The organism is Actinomycetes bacterium (assembly GCA_036000965.1).
GTDB lineage: Bacteria > Actinomycetota > CALGFH01 > CALGFH01 > CALGFH01 > DASYUT01.
The window spans coordinates 1-14,434 of sequence record DASYUT010000011.1 but is presented as its reverse complement, the minus strand read 5'-3'; the positions used below and the strand labels follow the sequence as shown (position 1 = coordinate 14,434).

At 70.5% G+C, this 14,434-nt stretch carries 12 protein-coding genes and 1 pseudogene; 4 read left to right on the top strand and 9 right to left on the bottom strand.

The genetic code is table 11. The features are described 5' to 3' along the window. Together VG276_00525 and VG276_00520 are read left to right on the top strand one after the other, a co-directional pair. A partial coding sequence (locus VG276_00525) for a hemerythrin domain-containing protein (protein HEV8647905.1) occupies positions 1 to 322 on the top strand: 322 nt, incomplete at its 5' end. A gap of 213 nt (positions 323 to 535) precedes the next feature. After that, positions 536 to 1,525 (top strand): cyclic nucleotide-binding domain-containing protein, encoded by a 990-nt coding sequence (locus tag VG276_00520; GenBank protein HEV8647904.1) that lies wholly within the window; start codon positions 536 to 538, stop codon positions 1,523 to 1,525. A 75-nt stretch (positions 1,526 to 1,600) separates the two neighbouring features. Here VG276_00520 and VG276_00515 read toward each other — a convergent pair whose 3' ends face one another. After that, positions 1,601 to 2,041: a cyclic nucleotide-binding domain-containing protein gene (locus VG276_00515; GenBank protein ID HEV8647903.1), complete on the bottom strand. Its 441-nt coding sequence runs from the start codon at positions 2,039 to 2,041 to the stop codon at positions 1,601 to 1,603. Positions 2,042 to 2,081: 40 nt separating this feature from the next. Then, a complete protein-coding gene (locus VG276_00510) occupies positions 2,082 to 3,290 on the bottom strand; it encodes an adenylate/guanylate cyclase domain-containing protein (GenBank protein ID HEV8647902.1) in 1,209 nt (402 codons plus the stop codon). A 236-nt stretch (positions 3,291 to 3,526) separates the two neighbouring features. Here VG276_00510 and VG276_00505 point away from each other — a divergent pair, with 236 nt between their 5' ends. Further along, positions 3,527 to 6,307: an AAA family ATPase gene (locus VG276_00505; protein HEV8647901.1), complete on the top strand. Its 2,781-nt coding sequence runs from the start codon at positions 3,527 to 3,529 to the stop codon at positions 6,305 to 6,307. 329 nt (positions 6,308 to 6,636) lie between these two features. Then, positions 6,637 to 8,037 (top strand): Si-specific NAD(P)(+) transhydrogenase, encoded by a 1,401-nt coding sequence (gene sthA / locus VG276_00500; GenBank protein ID HEV8647900.1) that lies wholly within the window; start codon positions 6,637 to 6,639, stop codon positions 8,035 to 8,037. A 309-nt stretch (positions 8,038 to 8,346) separates the two neighbouring features. Here sthA and VG276_00495 read toward each other — a convergent pair whose 3' ends face one another. The 7 genes and pseudogenes from VG276_00495 to VG276_00465 form a co-directional block, all read right to left on the bottom strand. After that, on the bottom strand, positions 8,347 to 9,849 hold the full coding sequence (locus tag VG276_00495; protein ID HEV8647899.1) for a carboxylic ester hydrolase: 1,503 nt from the start codon (positions 9,847 to 9,849) through the stop codon (positions 8,347 to 8,349). After that, a complete protein-coding gene (locus VG276_00490) occupies positions 9,846 to 10,295 on the bottom strand; it encodes a hypothetical protein (GenBank protein ID HEV8647898.1) in 450 nt (149 codons plus the stop codon). Before VG276_00490 ends, VG276_00495 begins: the two co-directional genes overlap by 4 nt. After that, positions 10,285 to 10,839 (bottom strand): alpha/beta fold hydrolase, encoded by a 555-nt coding sequence (locus tag VG276_00485; protein ID HEV8647897.1) that lies wholly within the window; start codon positions 10,837 to 10,839, stop codon positions 10,285 to 10,287. Before VG276_00485 ends, VG276_00490 begins: the two co-directional genes overlap by 11 nt. 84 nt (positions 10,840 to 10,923) lie before the next feature. Next, positions 10,924 to 11,361, bottom strand: a complete 438-nt coding sequence (locus VG276_00480; GenBank protein HEV8647896.1) for a nuclear transport factor 2 family protein — start codon at positions 11,359 to 11,361, stop codon at positions 10,924 to 10,926. Between the two features lie 1,136 nt (positions 11,362 to 12,497). After that, positions 12,498 to 12,833: a hypothetical protein gene (locus VG276_00475; GenBank protein HEV8647895.1), complete on the bottom strand. Its 336-nt coding sequence runs from the start codon at positions 12,831 to 12,833 to the stop codon at positions 12,498 to 12,500. A 515-nt stretch (positions 12,834 to 13,348) separates the two neighbouring features. Continuing rightward, positions 13,349 to 13,808, bottom strand: a pseudogene (locus VG276_00470) (transposase). Between the two features lie 43 nt (positions 13,809 to 13,851). Further along, on the bottom strand, positions 13,852 to 14,403 hold the full coding sequence (locus VG276_00465) for an NUDIX domain-containing protein (protein HEV8647894.1): 552 nt from the start codon (positions 14,401 to 14,403) through the stop codon (positions 13,852 to 13,854). Positions 14,404 to 14,434: the final 31 nt, after the last annotated feature.

The following is a 14,434-nucleotide window of genomic DNA, read 5'->3' as shown; positions in this document are numbered from 1 at the left end:
CCACCAGCGCCTCGGGGACACCGTCGATGCCCTGGCCAGCGCGCTGTACGGCCACCTGACCCACGAGGAGCGCGACGTGCTGCCGCTGATCGACCAGTCCCTCACCCAGGCCGAGTGGCGGGCGTTCGGCAACGACCAGCGCCGCAGGACCGGTATCCGCAGTGGCGCCCAGCTGTTCCCGTGGCTCCTGGATGAGGCCACCCCCGAGCAGGTCAAGGCGGTCCTTGGGGAGCTCCCGCCGCCGCTGCGGGTGGTCTACCGGCGGATCTGGCAGCCCCGCTACGCCCGCCACGACCACTGGGAGCCATCCACACAGACATAAGCCCCAAGGCGACCAAGCAGCTCCCGATCCGGTGAGACTGCTTGGGGTTCCCAGCGACCGGCAGTACCGGCCGCCTGCTCGTTCGAGCCGACGCTCAGCGTCGGCACAACCTGACTGCGGTCGTCGGCAACTCCGACGTCGTCACCGTCCACCGTGAGGCGCTGGAGGCGGTCGGTGGCAACGTGCCGCAGGGACAGATCAAAGGATGGTGCCATGCGAATCGAGTCCTCGGTCACTTCCGTTTCGTGGCTCCCGCTGGGAGCCGTCCAGGCCCTGCCCGAGCTCGCCTTCGCCAGCGGGGTCGCCCACTACGACCCGCCGCCCCCCGACCAACTCCACGACCCAGCGGGTCTGCTGGCCAGGGGCGGGGCCCGCTTCGTCAACGAGCTGCGCGCCTTCATCGAGGTGGAGGATGGGCGCATCGCTGCCCACGGACACCTGGGCCAGGGCCACATCGGCAGCACCACCCTTCGGCTGGCGTCCGCCGGGGTGACCTTCCCGGGGGCGGCCTTCCCTGACCTGCGTCCACGGCCACAGGTGGGGCACGGCTGGGTGCGCTTTGCGCAGACCGCGGGCGGCCGCACCGGCGTGGCTGCGCCCCATCTGCTGCGCCGCAGGCCGTTCGTGCAGCTGGCTGCGCCAACGGTGTGGACGACGCTGTCACTCACCATCCACACCGACGGCCGCTCCGACTTCCAGGTAATCGGCGCCAGCCCGTTCCCGCGGCACTGGATCTACGACCACACCGGCCGGCTGGTCGCCAAGAGCGGCCTGATCGACTTCCAGACCTGGTATCGGCAGTCGTTCGGGCACCACACGCCGTGGGGTGGCGAGCAGTCGCCAGCGCTGGTGACCGCGGTGGAGTCGGCCATGGAGCGGCAGCTGTCAGCCGTCATCATCGGTTCCCACCCGCAGTTTGTCCGGCTCCAGCCGGGCGAGCACCTGGTCGAGCAGGGTGAGCCTGGCGGCAGGCTGTTCTTGCTGTTCGACGGGGTGCTGTTGGTGCTGCGTGACGGCCGGCCGGTGACCGAGGTCGGGCCGGGTGCCGTCCTGGGAGAGATGGCCCTGCTGGATGGGGGGCGGCGCACGGCCACCCTGCGGGCGGTCACGCCCTGCCGGGTCGCGGTCGTGCCGGGCGACCGGGTCGAGCGGGGCATGCTGGAAGCGGTGGCAAGGCACCGCCACGACGAGACCGCTGCCTGAGCGACCGGCGTCGTCTGCCGGTCCGATGAGTCGATGTACTGTCACGCGTCGATTGGCGGAGCGTTCTCGGTACGATCACCAGACCCCACCGATCCAGGTGTCGAGACGATCCTGCACCTCGCGCAGGCGCTCCACCAGGCTCTTGAGCATGCCGACCGCGACCTTCGGGTTCTCCAGCAGGAAGGCCTGCAGGCCGTGGGCGGGGATCCGCAACGCCTCGACCGGTTCCACGGCCTTGACGGTCGCCTCGCGCCGCTCGCTGGCCAGCACCGCCATCTCGCCGAAGAAGTCGCCCCGCTCCAGCCGGTGGAACCGCCCGCCGACGTCCACCTCGGCGGCACCCGACACGATGATGTACATCGCGTCGCCCGGGTCCCACCGTTCGACGATCGCCTGGCCACGCTCGAACGAGACGCGCTGCCTGCAGCCAAGGACCTTCTGGAGATCCTCGCGGTCCAGCCCCGCAAACAGCGGCGTGCGCTCCAGGGCCGCGATCCCAACCGTCATCTCGTCCATGGCGTCCTCCGGCTCGCCGTCGGGCGGTGCAGAGAGGATCTCACGTGCCGCGGGCCTCCAGCACCCGTACCGGACGGGCGATCCCCTTGAGCCGCAGCCTGCCGAGCTCCACGAAGCTCACGCCCGTGGGCGAGGCCGACTCGACCACGCTGTCGCTGACCAGGACCTGCCCCGCGCCGGCGCGGGCGGCGATCCGGGCGGCCAGGTTCACGGTGCGGCCGAAGTAGTCGCCACCCTGGACCACCACCGGCCCGGCCGCCACCCCGACATGCCCCGGCGGCAGGCCGGCCTGGGGGAGCTGCTCCACCATGCGCAGCGCCGACAGCACCGCCCCCGCCGGCTCCCGGAAGTGGACCATCACCCCGTCGCCCAGCCACTTCACCGGCACCCCGCCGTGCTCGCGCGAGAACCGATCGACCAGCACCGCCAGGGATGCGGCCAGCTCGGCCGCGGCCCGGTCGCCCTGCTCTTCGGTGAGCCGCGTGTAGCCCACCAGGTCCAGGAACGACATCGCCGGGACCCGCCCGGGCCGCCCCAGCACCCCCGCCGCTTCGAGCTCGCTCTCGATGCGCTCGACCAGGTCCTCGGTCCACACCAGCTCCTGCTGCCTGCGGTAGATGGCCAGCAGCGCGGGGTCTGCCAGCGGCAGGAAGTCGACGCTCAGCTGGGCGGCCACCTCCATGGCCGTCCGCTGGTCGGCGCCGGACGCCAGCACCGCCCCCTCGAACCGCGCGTGGTAGATGTCGGCCCAGGCCGCGGCGACCAGCCGCAGGCCCTCCGCGTGGGCCCGGCCGAGCCGGGTCGTCCAGGCCAGGTCGAAGAGCCCACTGGAAAAGCCGAGCCGCAGCAGCGGCACGATCTCCAGCTCGTCCTCCCTGATCGGCTCGTCGGGTGCCATCCGGGCAAAGCCCATGGACTCCAGGGCGCTGCCGAGCGTGTCCAGCGGGATGCCTGTCTCCTGGCTGACCTGCCGGTAGGTCCGCGCCGAGTGCACCGCCCACCGCCGGTACGGGGCGGCCTCCAGGAAGCTGAACGACAGCCGGCCCGCCCGGATCGCCGACGCGATCCCGTCCATCGGCAGCCCGGCCCGCTCGCACGCCGTGGCCAAGCGGACCTTCTGCGCGTCGGCCGCCAGGAACGGGCCAGCTCCGTCCCTGGCCACCAGGATGCCCAGGCCGACCAGGCGGTCGACCTCGGCCTCCGTCACGCCCGCCAGGTCGGCCAGCTCGGATGCCGACAGCGCACCCATCTCCGTCTCCATGGCGCCGCCATCCTAGACCGAATCCAGGTGCGCTGTGACCCTCAAATATGGGCCTCTGAGCTGCTGGAACGGCCCCATGCGATACGCTTGGTTGTCGGCCCGGCGATCTGTAGGCAGCGCCGTCAGCGAGCGCTCGGCAGCCCTCCTCCCGCCGTCTTGGCCGCGGCCAAGCCGCCCTGGGTGCCCGGTGATCATGCCGGTAGACTCGGGCCAGGAGATGTGCGGTGTTCCAGCAGCAGGTTCCATTCGTCGGCCGGGATGCGGATCTCCGGCTGCTCGAGCTCGTCATGGGCCGCGCTGCGGCGGGGGCCGGCAGCGTCGTGCTGATCTCCGGCGAGGCGGGGATCGGCAAGACGCGGCTGTGTCAAGAGCTCAGCCGCTCCCACCGGGGCCGAGGTGGTCTGGTCCTGCTGGGACGGGCCTTCCCTGAGGAGGCGGCGCTGTCGTTTGGCGCCGTCGCGGATGCGCTCAGGGCGGCCAGGCGAGGCGAGCCGCCGCTGTGGCAGGCAGCGTTGGCCCGGGCGTCGGTGTTGTGGGCGGTCGCACCCGAGTTGGCTGCGACGCGGGAGGTGGAGCGCCGCTCCTTCGACCATCCGGTGCTGTTCGAGGCGTTGCTGGACACCGTGGACGAGGCCGCCGGTGACCGCGTGACGCTGTGGGTCTTGGAGGACCTGCACTGGGCGGACGAGGCGACGTGGGAGTTTGTGCGGTATGCGGCGCGGCGGGTTGCGGCGATGGGTCTGGTCCTGGGCGTCACCTACCGTGAGGAGGAGATCGGTGCGGCCCACCCCTGGTGGGCGAGCCTGGTCCGGCTGCAACGGGATCCCAGCGTGCTGCGTGTCTCGCTTGAGCGGCTGTCGGCTGCGGACGGGGAGCGGCTGGTCCGCGCCCTGGTGCCGTCGCTGCCGCAGGGGCTGGTGGGCACGATCGTCCAGCGAAGCGCCGGCACGCCGCTGCTGGTCGAGGAGCTGGCGAGCCTGGCCGCACGTTCGGGTGCGCTTCCGGCCCTGCCGGACATCGTGCGGGCCACCGTCCAGGAGCGGGCGCAGCGTCTGGGCCCTGCCGCACGCGACCTGCTGGAGGTGGCGGCGGTGGCCGGCCTGGAGGTGGACCAGGACCTGCTCGGGTCCTTGCGGCCTGAGCCGCCAGCGGATGCGCTGGTGTGGGCGGGGCTGCTGGAGCGGGAGGATGGGCGTCTGCGCTTCCGCCATCCGCTGCTGCAGGAGGCGGCCTACCAGGCTGTCCCGCCCGAGCGACGGCGCGCCATCCACCAGGAGCTCGCCGAGGCGCTGGCCCGCAGCGGCGCGCACCCGGTCGAGCGCGTCGCCGGCCACCTGGAGCGCGCCGGGCAGCCTCAGGCCGCGCTGTCGGTCCTCGAGGGGGACGCCGAGGAGGCATGGAAGGCCGGGAACGTGGGCCACAGCGCCACGCTGCATCTTGCAGCGCTGCAGCTGGCTCGCAGGCATGCATCGCTGGTCCCCCGCCGGGCTGGTCTGGAGGAGGCGGCGATCCGCGAGCTGTTTTTGGCAGGGCGCTGGACGGAGCTTGATCCGCTGGTCCGGGACGCCTGGTCCCGGCGCGATCGTCTGCCCCTGCACGAGCGGGCATGGCTGGCGAACGTGCTGGCTGTGCACTTGTTCTGGACGGGCGCCGTCGGCGAAGCGCTGGCCCTGATCGAGCAGGAACTGGCGCATCTGGAACACCACGACGCGCTCGATCAGGGGGCCATGCTGCTCGCCCAGGCCGGATTCGTCGCCGGGTTCCTCGGCGATGACCAGCAGGCCCGGCGGCACACCGAGCGGGCACTGGAGATCGCCCGGCGCACCAGCGACGTGGAGGCCGAGTGCCGCGCGCGATACACCCACATCTACATCGGCTACCAGCAGGATCGCGACCGGCAGGCCGCCATCGCCCGATCCCATGACACCGCCGCCTTCGCCCGCGCGCACGGTCTGACCGCCAGCGAGGCGACCGCCCTGTTCTCTGTGGCGCAGTACACGGCGACGATCGAGGACGCCGAGGCGGCCCAGCAGGCCGCGGAGCGCGCCGGGGCCTGGGACTACGCGAACCTGGCGCAGCTGCTGTGGGGTACCGTCCTGCTGTTGCGGGGACGGGCCGACGACGCCGAGGCCATTTTCGTGCGCGTGGGTCCGGAGATCCGGTTCTCAAGGCCGGCCTCACCCGTCCCCTGGGTCGACGCCGCTGAGGCATTCCTGCACCTGCACCGGGGCGATCTGGAGGAAACCCGGCGGATCCTGCACCGACCCGGCGCGAGTCAGGCCGCCCGCAGTACCGTTCGGGTTGCCGATCGCGCTGCGGCGCTGGGATGGCTGGCGTGGGAGGAAGGTCGGTGGGAGGAGGCCGCCGAGCAGCTGGCCCACTCGATCGATTCCTGGGTCGGCGGCTGGCAGCTCATGGTCGGGGGCCCCATGTTCCTGCCATTGCACGTCGACGCGCTCCTGCGGCTGGGCCGGCTCGCCGATGCGACGACCATCGTCGAGGCGGCGGCGTCCAGCCAGCGCGAGCCGCCGCGGTTCTTCGCTGCGGCGCTGGCCGTGGCCCGGTTCCGGCTTGGACCAACGCCCGAGCGGGCGGCCCAGGCCCAGTCGCTGTCGACCGCGGCGCCGTGGCCGTGGCTTGGCGCGCTGGTTGGGTGCTGGCGCGGTGAGCTGCTCGGGGACCAGCAGGCGGCGCAGGCCGCGCGTGCGCTGTTCGAGCGGATCGGCGCCGACCTTGGCGTCCAGCGGACAGAGCGGGTCCTGCGACGCCTGGGTGTGTGGCCGCCCAGCGACGCTGGCGCGGCCGGCCCGCTGTCGCCTCGCGAGCTGGAGGTGGCCGGACTGGTGGCCGAAGGCCTGTCCAACCCCGCGATCGCGCGGCGGCTGTACCTGAGCCGCCCGACCATCGCCCACCACGTGGCGCACATCCTGACCAAGCTGGGCTTTGCCTCACGGGCACAGATCGCCGCGTGGGTGGTCCAGCAGCGCAGCGGCGGGGGTGGCTGACCGCCGACCGCGGCCCGGCCGCATGGTCCAGCTGGACCATTCGCCTAGCCGGCTGGGCGAATGGTCCACCCAGCCGATGTGGACGGGCCCTTGCCGATGCCACCGTGGCCTTGCACAACAGCTTGGCGGTCAGGACCCACGACCGCCGCCCAGCGGTCGGAACACCGCCGACCCGGGCACTTGGCGTGGAGCGGATCCTCGGCCGCCCCGCGCGGACCTACGCCCGGTGGGCCGCCGACCACGCCGACGCCTTCCGGGCACCCGGCTCCTGACCCAACCTGGTCGAACCGGTGCAGGCCCCGGTCGCCACGAGACAGGAGACCATGGAGATGGACGACTCGCTCGACATGATCGTGATCGGAGCAGGGCCGGCCGGGGAGAAGGCGGCGGTCCAGGCCGCCTTCTTCGGCAAGCGCGTGGCCGTGGTGGACAGGGCCGCAAGCCCCGGGGGGTCGGCGGTTCGCAGCGCCGGAGTCCCCACGATGGCGCTGCGGGAGACGGCCAGCTACCTCACCGGGTTCCGCAGGCGAGACACCTACGGGCTGAGCCTGCAGCTGCTTCCCTCGCTGGCCCTGGAGCGGCTCCTGGCCCGGACCGCCGAGGTGATCGCGACCAGGACGGAGTCGGTCCGGGCGAACCTGGACCGGCACGGGGTCCAACTGCTCCGCGGCCAGGCCAGGCTGGGGCCCGGTCCCTCGGTGCTCGTGCGGTCCAACGGCGGCTCCGAGCACACCTTCCGGGCCGGCGTGATCCTGATCGCCACCGGCTCGAGACCGCTCCGTCCGCCCGAGATCCCCTTCGACGACCCGGATGTGCACGATTCGGAGAGCATCATCGGGCTGGACCGGATCCCCAGGTCGATGGTGGTCATCGGCGGCGGCCCTGTGGGGTGCGAGTACGCCTCGGTGTTCACGGCGCTGGGTGTCGAGGTGACCCTGCTGGATGTGGCCGATCGCGTGCTGCCGTTCATGGACACCGAGATCTCCGACGTGCTGGCCGGGGCGTTTGCTGGCATGGGGATGCGGCTGGTGCTCGGATCGGGGGCGGGCAGGGTCGCGCGGGTCGGCGGGGAGCTGCGGGTCACGCTGGCCGGCGGGGAGCGCCTGCATCCGGAGAAGGTGTTGTTCGTGGCGGGGCGGGCGGGCAGCACCGAAGGCCTCGGGCTCCAGGAGGCCGGGGTGAAGACCGATGCCCGGGGACGGATCGTGGTGGACGATACCTACCGAACGACGGCCGAGGGGGTCTACGCGGCCGGCGACGTGATCGGCCCGCCGGCGCTGGCGTCGGTCTCCATGGAGCAGGGGCGCGTGGCGGCCACCCACGCCTTTGGGATCCCCTTCAAACCGGCCCTGGACCCCCTGCCCCCCTACGGCGTCTACGCCATCCCCGAGGCTGCGATGGTGGGGATGACCGAGCAAGCGGCCAGGGGGGCGGGCATCGACTGCGAGGTGGGGCGGGGATGGTTCCAGCACAGTCCCCGGGCCCAGATCGCCGGGGCGACGGAGGGGCTGATCAAGCTGGTCTTCCGGCGCGACGACCGTCGCCTGCTCGGGGTCCACATCGTCGGCGAGATCGCCGGGGAGCTGATCCACCACGGCCAGGGCGCCATCGGCTCCGGCGAGCCCATCGACACCTTCATCGACCGGACCTTCAACCTCCCCACCTACAGCGAGACGTACAAGTACGCCGCCTATGACGGGCTGCAACGACTCGAGGGCAAGCAGCCATGACCGGGTCCGCAGCCCCACACCCGCCTGGACGACCTCGTCCCCGACGGTCCCAGCACGAGCAAGGCATGTTTCGACAGCGGAGGAGTCACCGCGGAACGGCTCATCCTGGTGTGCGCGAAGGCTGTGGACCCAGCCCAATGATCGGTCGATCGGCAGCGCGAATGAGCGAGCTGCTGGCGGTCCTTCTCTCGAGGACGGGGAGCCAGACGGCGGCGCGAAAGCGGCCTGCCTCGTAAGCTACCAGTTGCGGGTTGGATCCATCCCGTTGCACCCGACGGCAGACGTCGATCACACCGGCGGCGGACCACCTCAGTGCGCGGAAAACGGTCGGCGGGTTTCCAAGGCCACGTCGGGATATTGTGCCGCCGGGCCATCGAGCAGTGTCGCCGGCCGGCCCTTCAGGTGGCGGTCGAAGAACGCCAGCGGGTACGCACTGATGATGCGGTGCGCCCGTTGCGCGCCGATCGGCCCGGTGATGCCCGTCAAGGGCATGAGAGGCGAAACCAGCGGGTAGTCGGTCAGGTTGAGGTGGAACATGCCGCGCACCCGCACGAAGTAACCATCTCCCGGCAGGCTCTGGAATACCGCCCGCATGGTGGTCTGGTGTTCATCGATTTCTGTCTTTGGCCAACCTTCGAGCCGCATGGTTTCGGCATCCCGGGTGATCCACATCGTTGGCTGCTGCAAGCCGGCCTGGACCACGTCGGTCGGCATGGGAGCATCCAGCACCAGGCAGGCCCGCAAGCGTGGCTCCAGCCGGCAGGTTTCGGCGCCCACGATGCCGCCCAGCGAGATGCCGAAGATGCCGGCACGCTGCAGGTCCAGCCGCCCGGTCAGGATGCCGTTTGGGTCGGCTTGGTTCAGGGCGGCGAGCTGATCCAGCGTGAGGCGGGCGTCTTGCGCCAGATAAGGCACGATGCCGTCGTTGAATGTCTGGCCGTTAAGTGTCGGCGCTGTTTCGACCGGGGTGTAGCTCGCCCGGACCAGGGGCTTCATTTGGTCCCGCGACAGCCCGACCGCCTGGCGTCCATCCGGGAAGACCACCAACGCGGCGGCATACGGCTGATCGATGGCCGCGACGATGTAGCCGTGCGAGACCAGCTCCTCGACCTGGAAGGTGTTGTGCTGGCGGAGGCCGGAAAACCCGTGCAAGAAGATCAGCGCCGGGTAGCTGGCCTGGTCAGCTGCCACGGGCGCGGACGGGATCGCGTTGGTGGTGATGTATTTAAAGTGCCCGAAGGCGAACCCCGGCAGATGGAACGCCCGCGCCAGCGCCGGCGCAACAGCATCAGCATCCTGGATGTAGGCGGCGCGCGGCGCTGATGGGTCTGCCTTGGCGGGATACCAGAGCTGCACCATCAGCTCACGACGGTCATGCGGGTCGGCGGTGAAGACCTCCGGACGGCCAGCATCCACCCAGTGGTAGGTCACCGTGCCAATCGCATATTGCCCGGTCGGATGCGGGAAGCCGAACACGGGGAGAACGATCGGCAGCGCGACAGCCACCGCCAGCCCGAGGACGCCCAGCCCGACACCCAGGCCGGCGGCAAGCCGCCTGGTCCGGCTTCGTCCGGTGGGCCTGCCCGCCGGTTTGACGGTCTGCAGCAGCCAGACCAGGAAGAACAGCCCGGCCAGCGCGTACGCCGGGACCAGCTGCCAGCGCGGACCCTCCACCAGCAGCTGCGCGCCCATTGCCAGCAGCACGATCGGCGCCGCACGCCGCAGCCCGCGTGCCCTGCCGGGCAACGGGACCACCAACAGCAAGAAGGCCACCAGATCGGCAACCAGCAGCAGGATCTCAAGAGGTCTCATCTTCCCAGCTCCTCAGTGGCCGCCACGTTCCGGTCTCGTCTCGGCAACCTTGCCGATCCGGTAGCACGCACATTGCTGCCTGGGTCATCCCTGCCGAGCAGCTCGAGCAGTGCCGGAACGACCCGCTCGTAGGCATCCTCCTGGACGAAGTGGCCGGCATCTGGCACCCGCGTCACCACGGCATGGGGGAACGTGCCCAGCCACAGCTCGTCCAGGACTGCAGGCGTGAAGGCAGCGTCCTTCATGCCCCAGGCTATGCCGACGGGCTTGTCCCGGAAATGGCGTTCGAGCCCGTCCTCCAGCTCGCCCCAGAAGTGCGAGACGGGATCGCTCGGACCGGTGGGAATCTCCCGCAGGAAGATCAGCACCCCGGTACGGCTCGCTGCGGTCGGGTTCGGCGCGAGGTACGCCCGCTTGATCTCGGGGGTCAGCCGGTCACGGTGCACGATGCCGAACCTGAACAGGAAGAAGCGCCGGACGACGTCGAGCCGCTTCACCAGGAGCGGGCCGGTACCTCGATTCCGGAAACAGCTTGATCGGAAGCGGGAGTTTGATCTCCTCGCGCCGTCGATGGGCGATGGTGTTGAGGATGAAGAGACCGCGGAGGCGCTCCGGGTGGTGGATGGCCCAGTACAGGCTGTTCATGCCCCAGTCATGGGGCACCAGAGTCGCATCCCGAAGGTCGAGCGACTCAAGCAGCTGCTCCGTCCGTTCGGCATGACGCCGGATCTTGTAGACCTCCGGCCGGTCCGGCTTGTCGGAGCGCCCGGCACCGAGGAGGTCGGGAACGATCACCCGATAGCCGGCCTCGACCAGCGGCCCGATGAAGTTGCGGTACAGGTAACCCCATGACGGGTTGCCGTGCACCAGCACGACCGGGGGCGCGTCACGCGGGCCCTCGTCGACGTAGTGGAGCCGGCCGTCAGGGGAGTCGAACCACCTGGGCTCGTAGAGCCAGGTGCCGCCGAAGGTCCAGTCAAGTCTGCTCATGTGGGTCGCCTTTCGGTTCGTCGGGTCCAGGCCTGCGACGTAGTCACCAAGGCTGGGACCGATCTGCCGGTCACTTCGGCGCGGCTACCGACCGGCTGCGGCCCGCGTTGGCGTTGTGGCGCGGTCGGTCGCTGGCGGGGTGAGGAACCAACGCCAAGTTGCGCGCGCCGTGCGCGCACCGGCGTCACCGCGCGCGGTGCCTCCCGACAGCGGGCGGATCATCACGGTGAACTTCTTGATGCGGCCGTGCTCGTCGTCTTCGAGCAGGCTCACGCCTTGGACCAAGCGATCGCGGACCCGGGCCTGGAACACCAGCGCGGTGCGTGGCCCATCGCGGAACTCCCGCGTGAAGGCCTGGAAGGTCGCGACCATGGCCTCCAGCAGGCGGCTCACCTCGGCGCGTCCGACGATGGGCCGGGGGACCGCCGGGCCGCGAAAGACGACCTCCGGGCTGAGCGTGGCCACCATCGCCTCGACGTCCCCGGCCTCCAGCGCACGGCGGAAGGGGTGGGGCTGGGTCATGTCAGGCTCCGATCTGACTCCACCGTCTCCGGTGCCATCGTCTTGTTGACTGCTTTCCCGTCAGCTCTGGAAGGCGCGGCATCGCGGCTTGGAAGCTGTGCGGACACGGTGGCATCGGGAGGGCCCGCCCACATCGGCTGGGCGGACCATTCGGCCGGGCGGCTGGCCGAATGGTCCAGATGGACCATGCAGCCGGACCGCGGCCGGCGGTCATCCACCCCCGCCGCTGCGCTCGCACCGAGACGGCCCTGCAAGGCCCCTCCGTGATGCTTGGCACGCCTGGGCAACTCAGGCAGATCGAAGGGCAGGCGACGCCGGGAATGCCATACGAGGCTGGCATCCCGCCCGGCGCCTTTGCCCTCTGCCGGGGCCTCCCGGGCCTGCCCCTCCCGCACCCCTGCTGTGCCCCTCCCGCACCCCTGCTGTGCCCCTCGCGTGCCCCTGCCGTGCCCTACCGAGGGCACACAAAGCATGGGAACACGCACGACCTGTGGGTTCTCATGGTTTTTCCCAGCGTCAGCTCGTCGTTGAAGGCACGTTCGAGCCTCGCCGACCAGCCGACCTGGGTTGGGCACGACGGTGATCGCTCGGCCGGCCACCACGCGGGCGGCCGTGAAGGCCTGTGGTACTCGGGAAGCTCCTCCAGCCGCCGCAACCGCGCGCTCATCGGTCGGGCGACGAACGCCGCAGCCCGTTCGGTGATCGTCCACAGGAGCAGGTAGGTCGCCTGGAGCTGGAAGAAGCGCTCGAACAGCTATGAGGCCGGCGGAGCCCAGGTCTCTCGTTAGCCTCATGAGCCACCCGCTGCACGGGTCGCCATAGTCGTAGCCCGACTCCACTTGCTCATGAGGGAAGTGTCGCAGGGTCACCGGCGGGTGGGAGGATCAAGCGAGCTGCATTCGGGAGCGGCGGGACCGGACGGAGGAACACGATGAGCGACAGTCCCGTGGTCAACGAGTACGACTACCGCAACTGCCAGTCGCTGTTTCTGTCGCGGTCGGGAGTCTGAAGCCGGACAGCGAGCAGTAGGTCGGCGGCGAGGATCTGGTGGCGTACCACCTCCCAGGAGGCGCGGAGGGTGTCCATCGGCAGCGGACGCTTGGAGCCCCAGGCGCTCCGCCAGTTGGACGGGTTGATCATGCCGGGCAGTTGTACCGGCGGCCGGGGAGGCGGGGGTCGGCCGTGTCCGCGCGGCGTGCCGGAACGAATTCGACCCAGTAGGGGCGGTGCAGCGCCCGAGGCAGCTGGCCGGAGGCGGGCCAGCGCCGTTCCACCCGCGAGGGAGGCTCCCACTCTGCCCAGAAGCCGAGCTTTGCCTTGCGGATGTGGTCGTCGCCGTCGAGGTAGCGGCCGGAGGCGATGAGGAACTTGCGGCGGTGCTTGGCCGTGTTCCACGGCATGTCGTCGGCCGGCGGGTTGTGCTCGCCGCCGGGGTGCGGGAACTGCACGAAGAAGCCGGTCGCATCGGCCATCAGATCACTCCCTCCGAGGGCAGAGGGCGGGTCAATTCGGCATACCAGCCGGGCAGGGTCTCTCCGGGCTCGGTGCGCAGCTCGTCGAGCCCGAGGACGGACGACAGGGCGTTGTAGAGCTTCGACGGCCCTCGTCGAGCATAGAGCCGAGTTCGCTGTAGGAGAGGAAGGGACTGGTCGCGGCCGGGCTCTGCTACCCATCCTGCGCCGCATGTTGTCCGTCTCGCCGACGTAGATGGTGTGGTTGTCGGCGCGCTGGAAGACCAGTCGGTAGATCGCCGGTCCGCCAGGGACCGGCGGGAATACGAGGCTGCCCGCTTCATCCCCCGTGACCGCGCGTGCTGGCTCCGCCCAGTCGAAGACCCCGCAGAACCCTCATCCCGCCTCCCTCGCCCTCCCACCCTTGCGTTACGCAGATGTGATGGTGCTCTAGAGTACGGAACGTCGTGTTGACCTGCGGGAACGTGTGATCGAACGCAGAAACGGCGTGTCTCTAGGGTGGTTGTCTGCCCGGGTCAGGGGTGGGTGGCAAGCTCGATGATCTGCTTGGGCGGGGGCAGCTGGAGCTTGGCGAAGATGTCTTGTTGCGCCTTGGTGAGGTCGGTGCGCTGGCGGAAGGTGCCGGCCGGGCCGGTGAAGGCGCCGACGTGGAGGCGGTCCAGGTCGCGGCGCAGGGTCGGCCAGGTCGCGTCGGTGGGTGGTCTCGATGACGCGGACCAGCAGCAGCGCCAGCCAGCACAAGATGACGTGGGCGCGGATGCGGTCTTCGAGGCGGTGGTAGACCGGCCGCAGGTCGATCACTTGCTTCATGTCGCGCCAGCCCCGCTCGACCTCCAGCAGTTGCTTGTAGCCAAGCGCGATGTCTTCGGCGGACAGGTGGGGGTCAGAGGAGCGCAGCAGGTCCTTGCCGTCCAGGTTGGTCTCGGCCTTGACCGCGTGCTTGTCGATGCGGAGCAGCCCGCCGGGGGTGACACGCCGAGCGCTCGATGGGCCTGTGAAGTAGCCGTGCCAGCGGGAGTTACCGGTTCAGCTCTATCGGGGTATCGCCGAAGCGGCCAGCAAGGATGTCGGGGAGCAACGCCGGCAGGCTGGGCGGGAGGAACCATTCGCCGGTTGCCGCGGCCAGCTCCCCGACCGACCACCAGCGCTCACCCAGCAGCGTGAGCTTCTCGTTGGCGGTGTGGCAGGTCCGCTCCCGTGCTCGCGCGCCGATCTCGGGCAGCCGGGCCAGGTGGACCCACTCTCGACGGTGGTATTGCCGGCCGCGGAAGTCGAAGCGAGTCTGCCGGACCCACACGCATGGGCCAACCGCGTTCAGCTCCAGCTCGATCCCGGTCTCCTCGGCAAGCTCGCGCCGGCATGCCTGGGCGGTGGTCTCGCTTGGATGCAGGCCACCGCCGGGCAGCTCCCACCAGCGGCGGTCGGGCTCTGCCGGGTCGTGCGCGCGCAGCAACAACAGCCGGTCATCGGCATCCAATAGCAGCACCCGCGCGCCCAGCCGCGGGCCGATGCCGTTGCCGGTCGGGTCGCCAGCCGAAAGGTGGGCGGGCACGCCGAAGGACACGGTCATAGGCGCACGCCTTTCGTCCACGGGGAAGGAA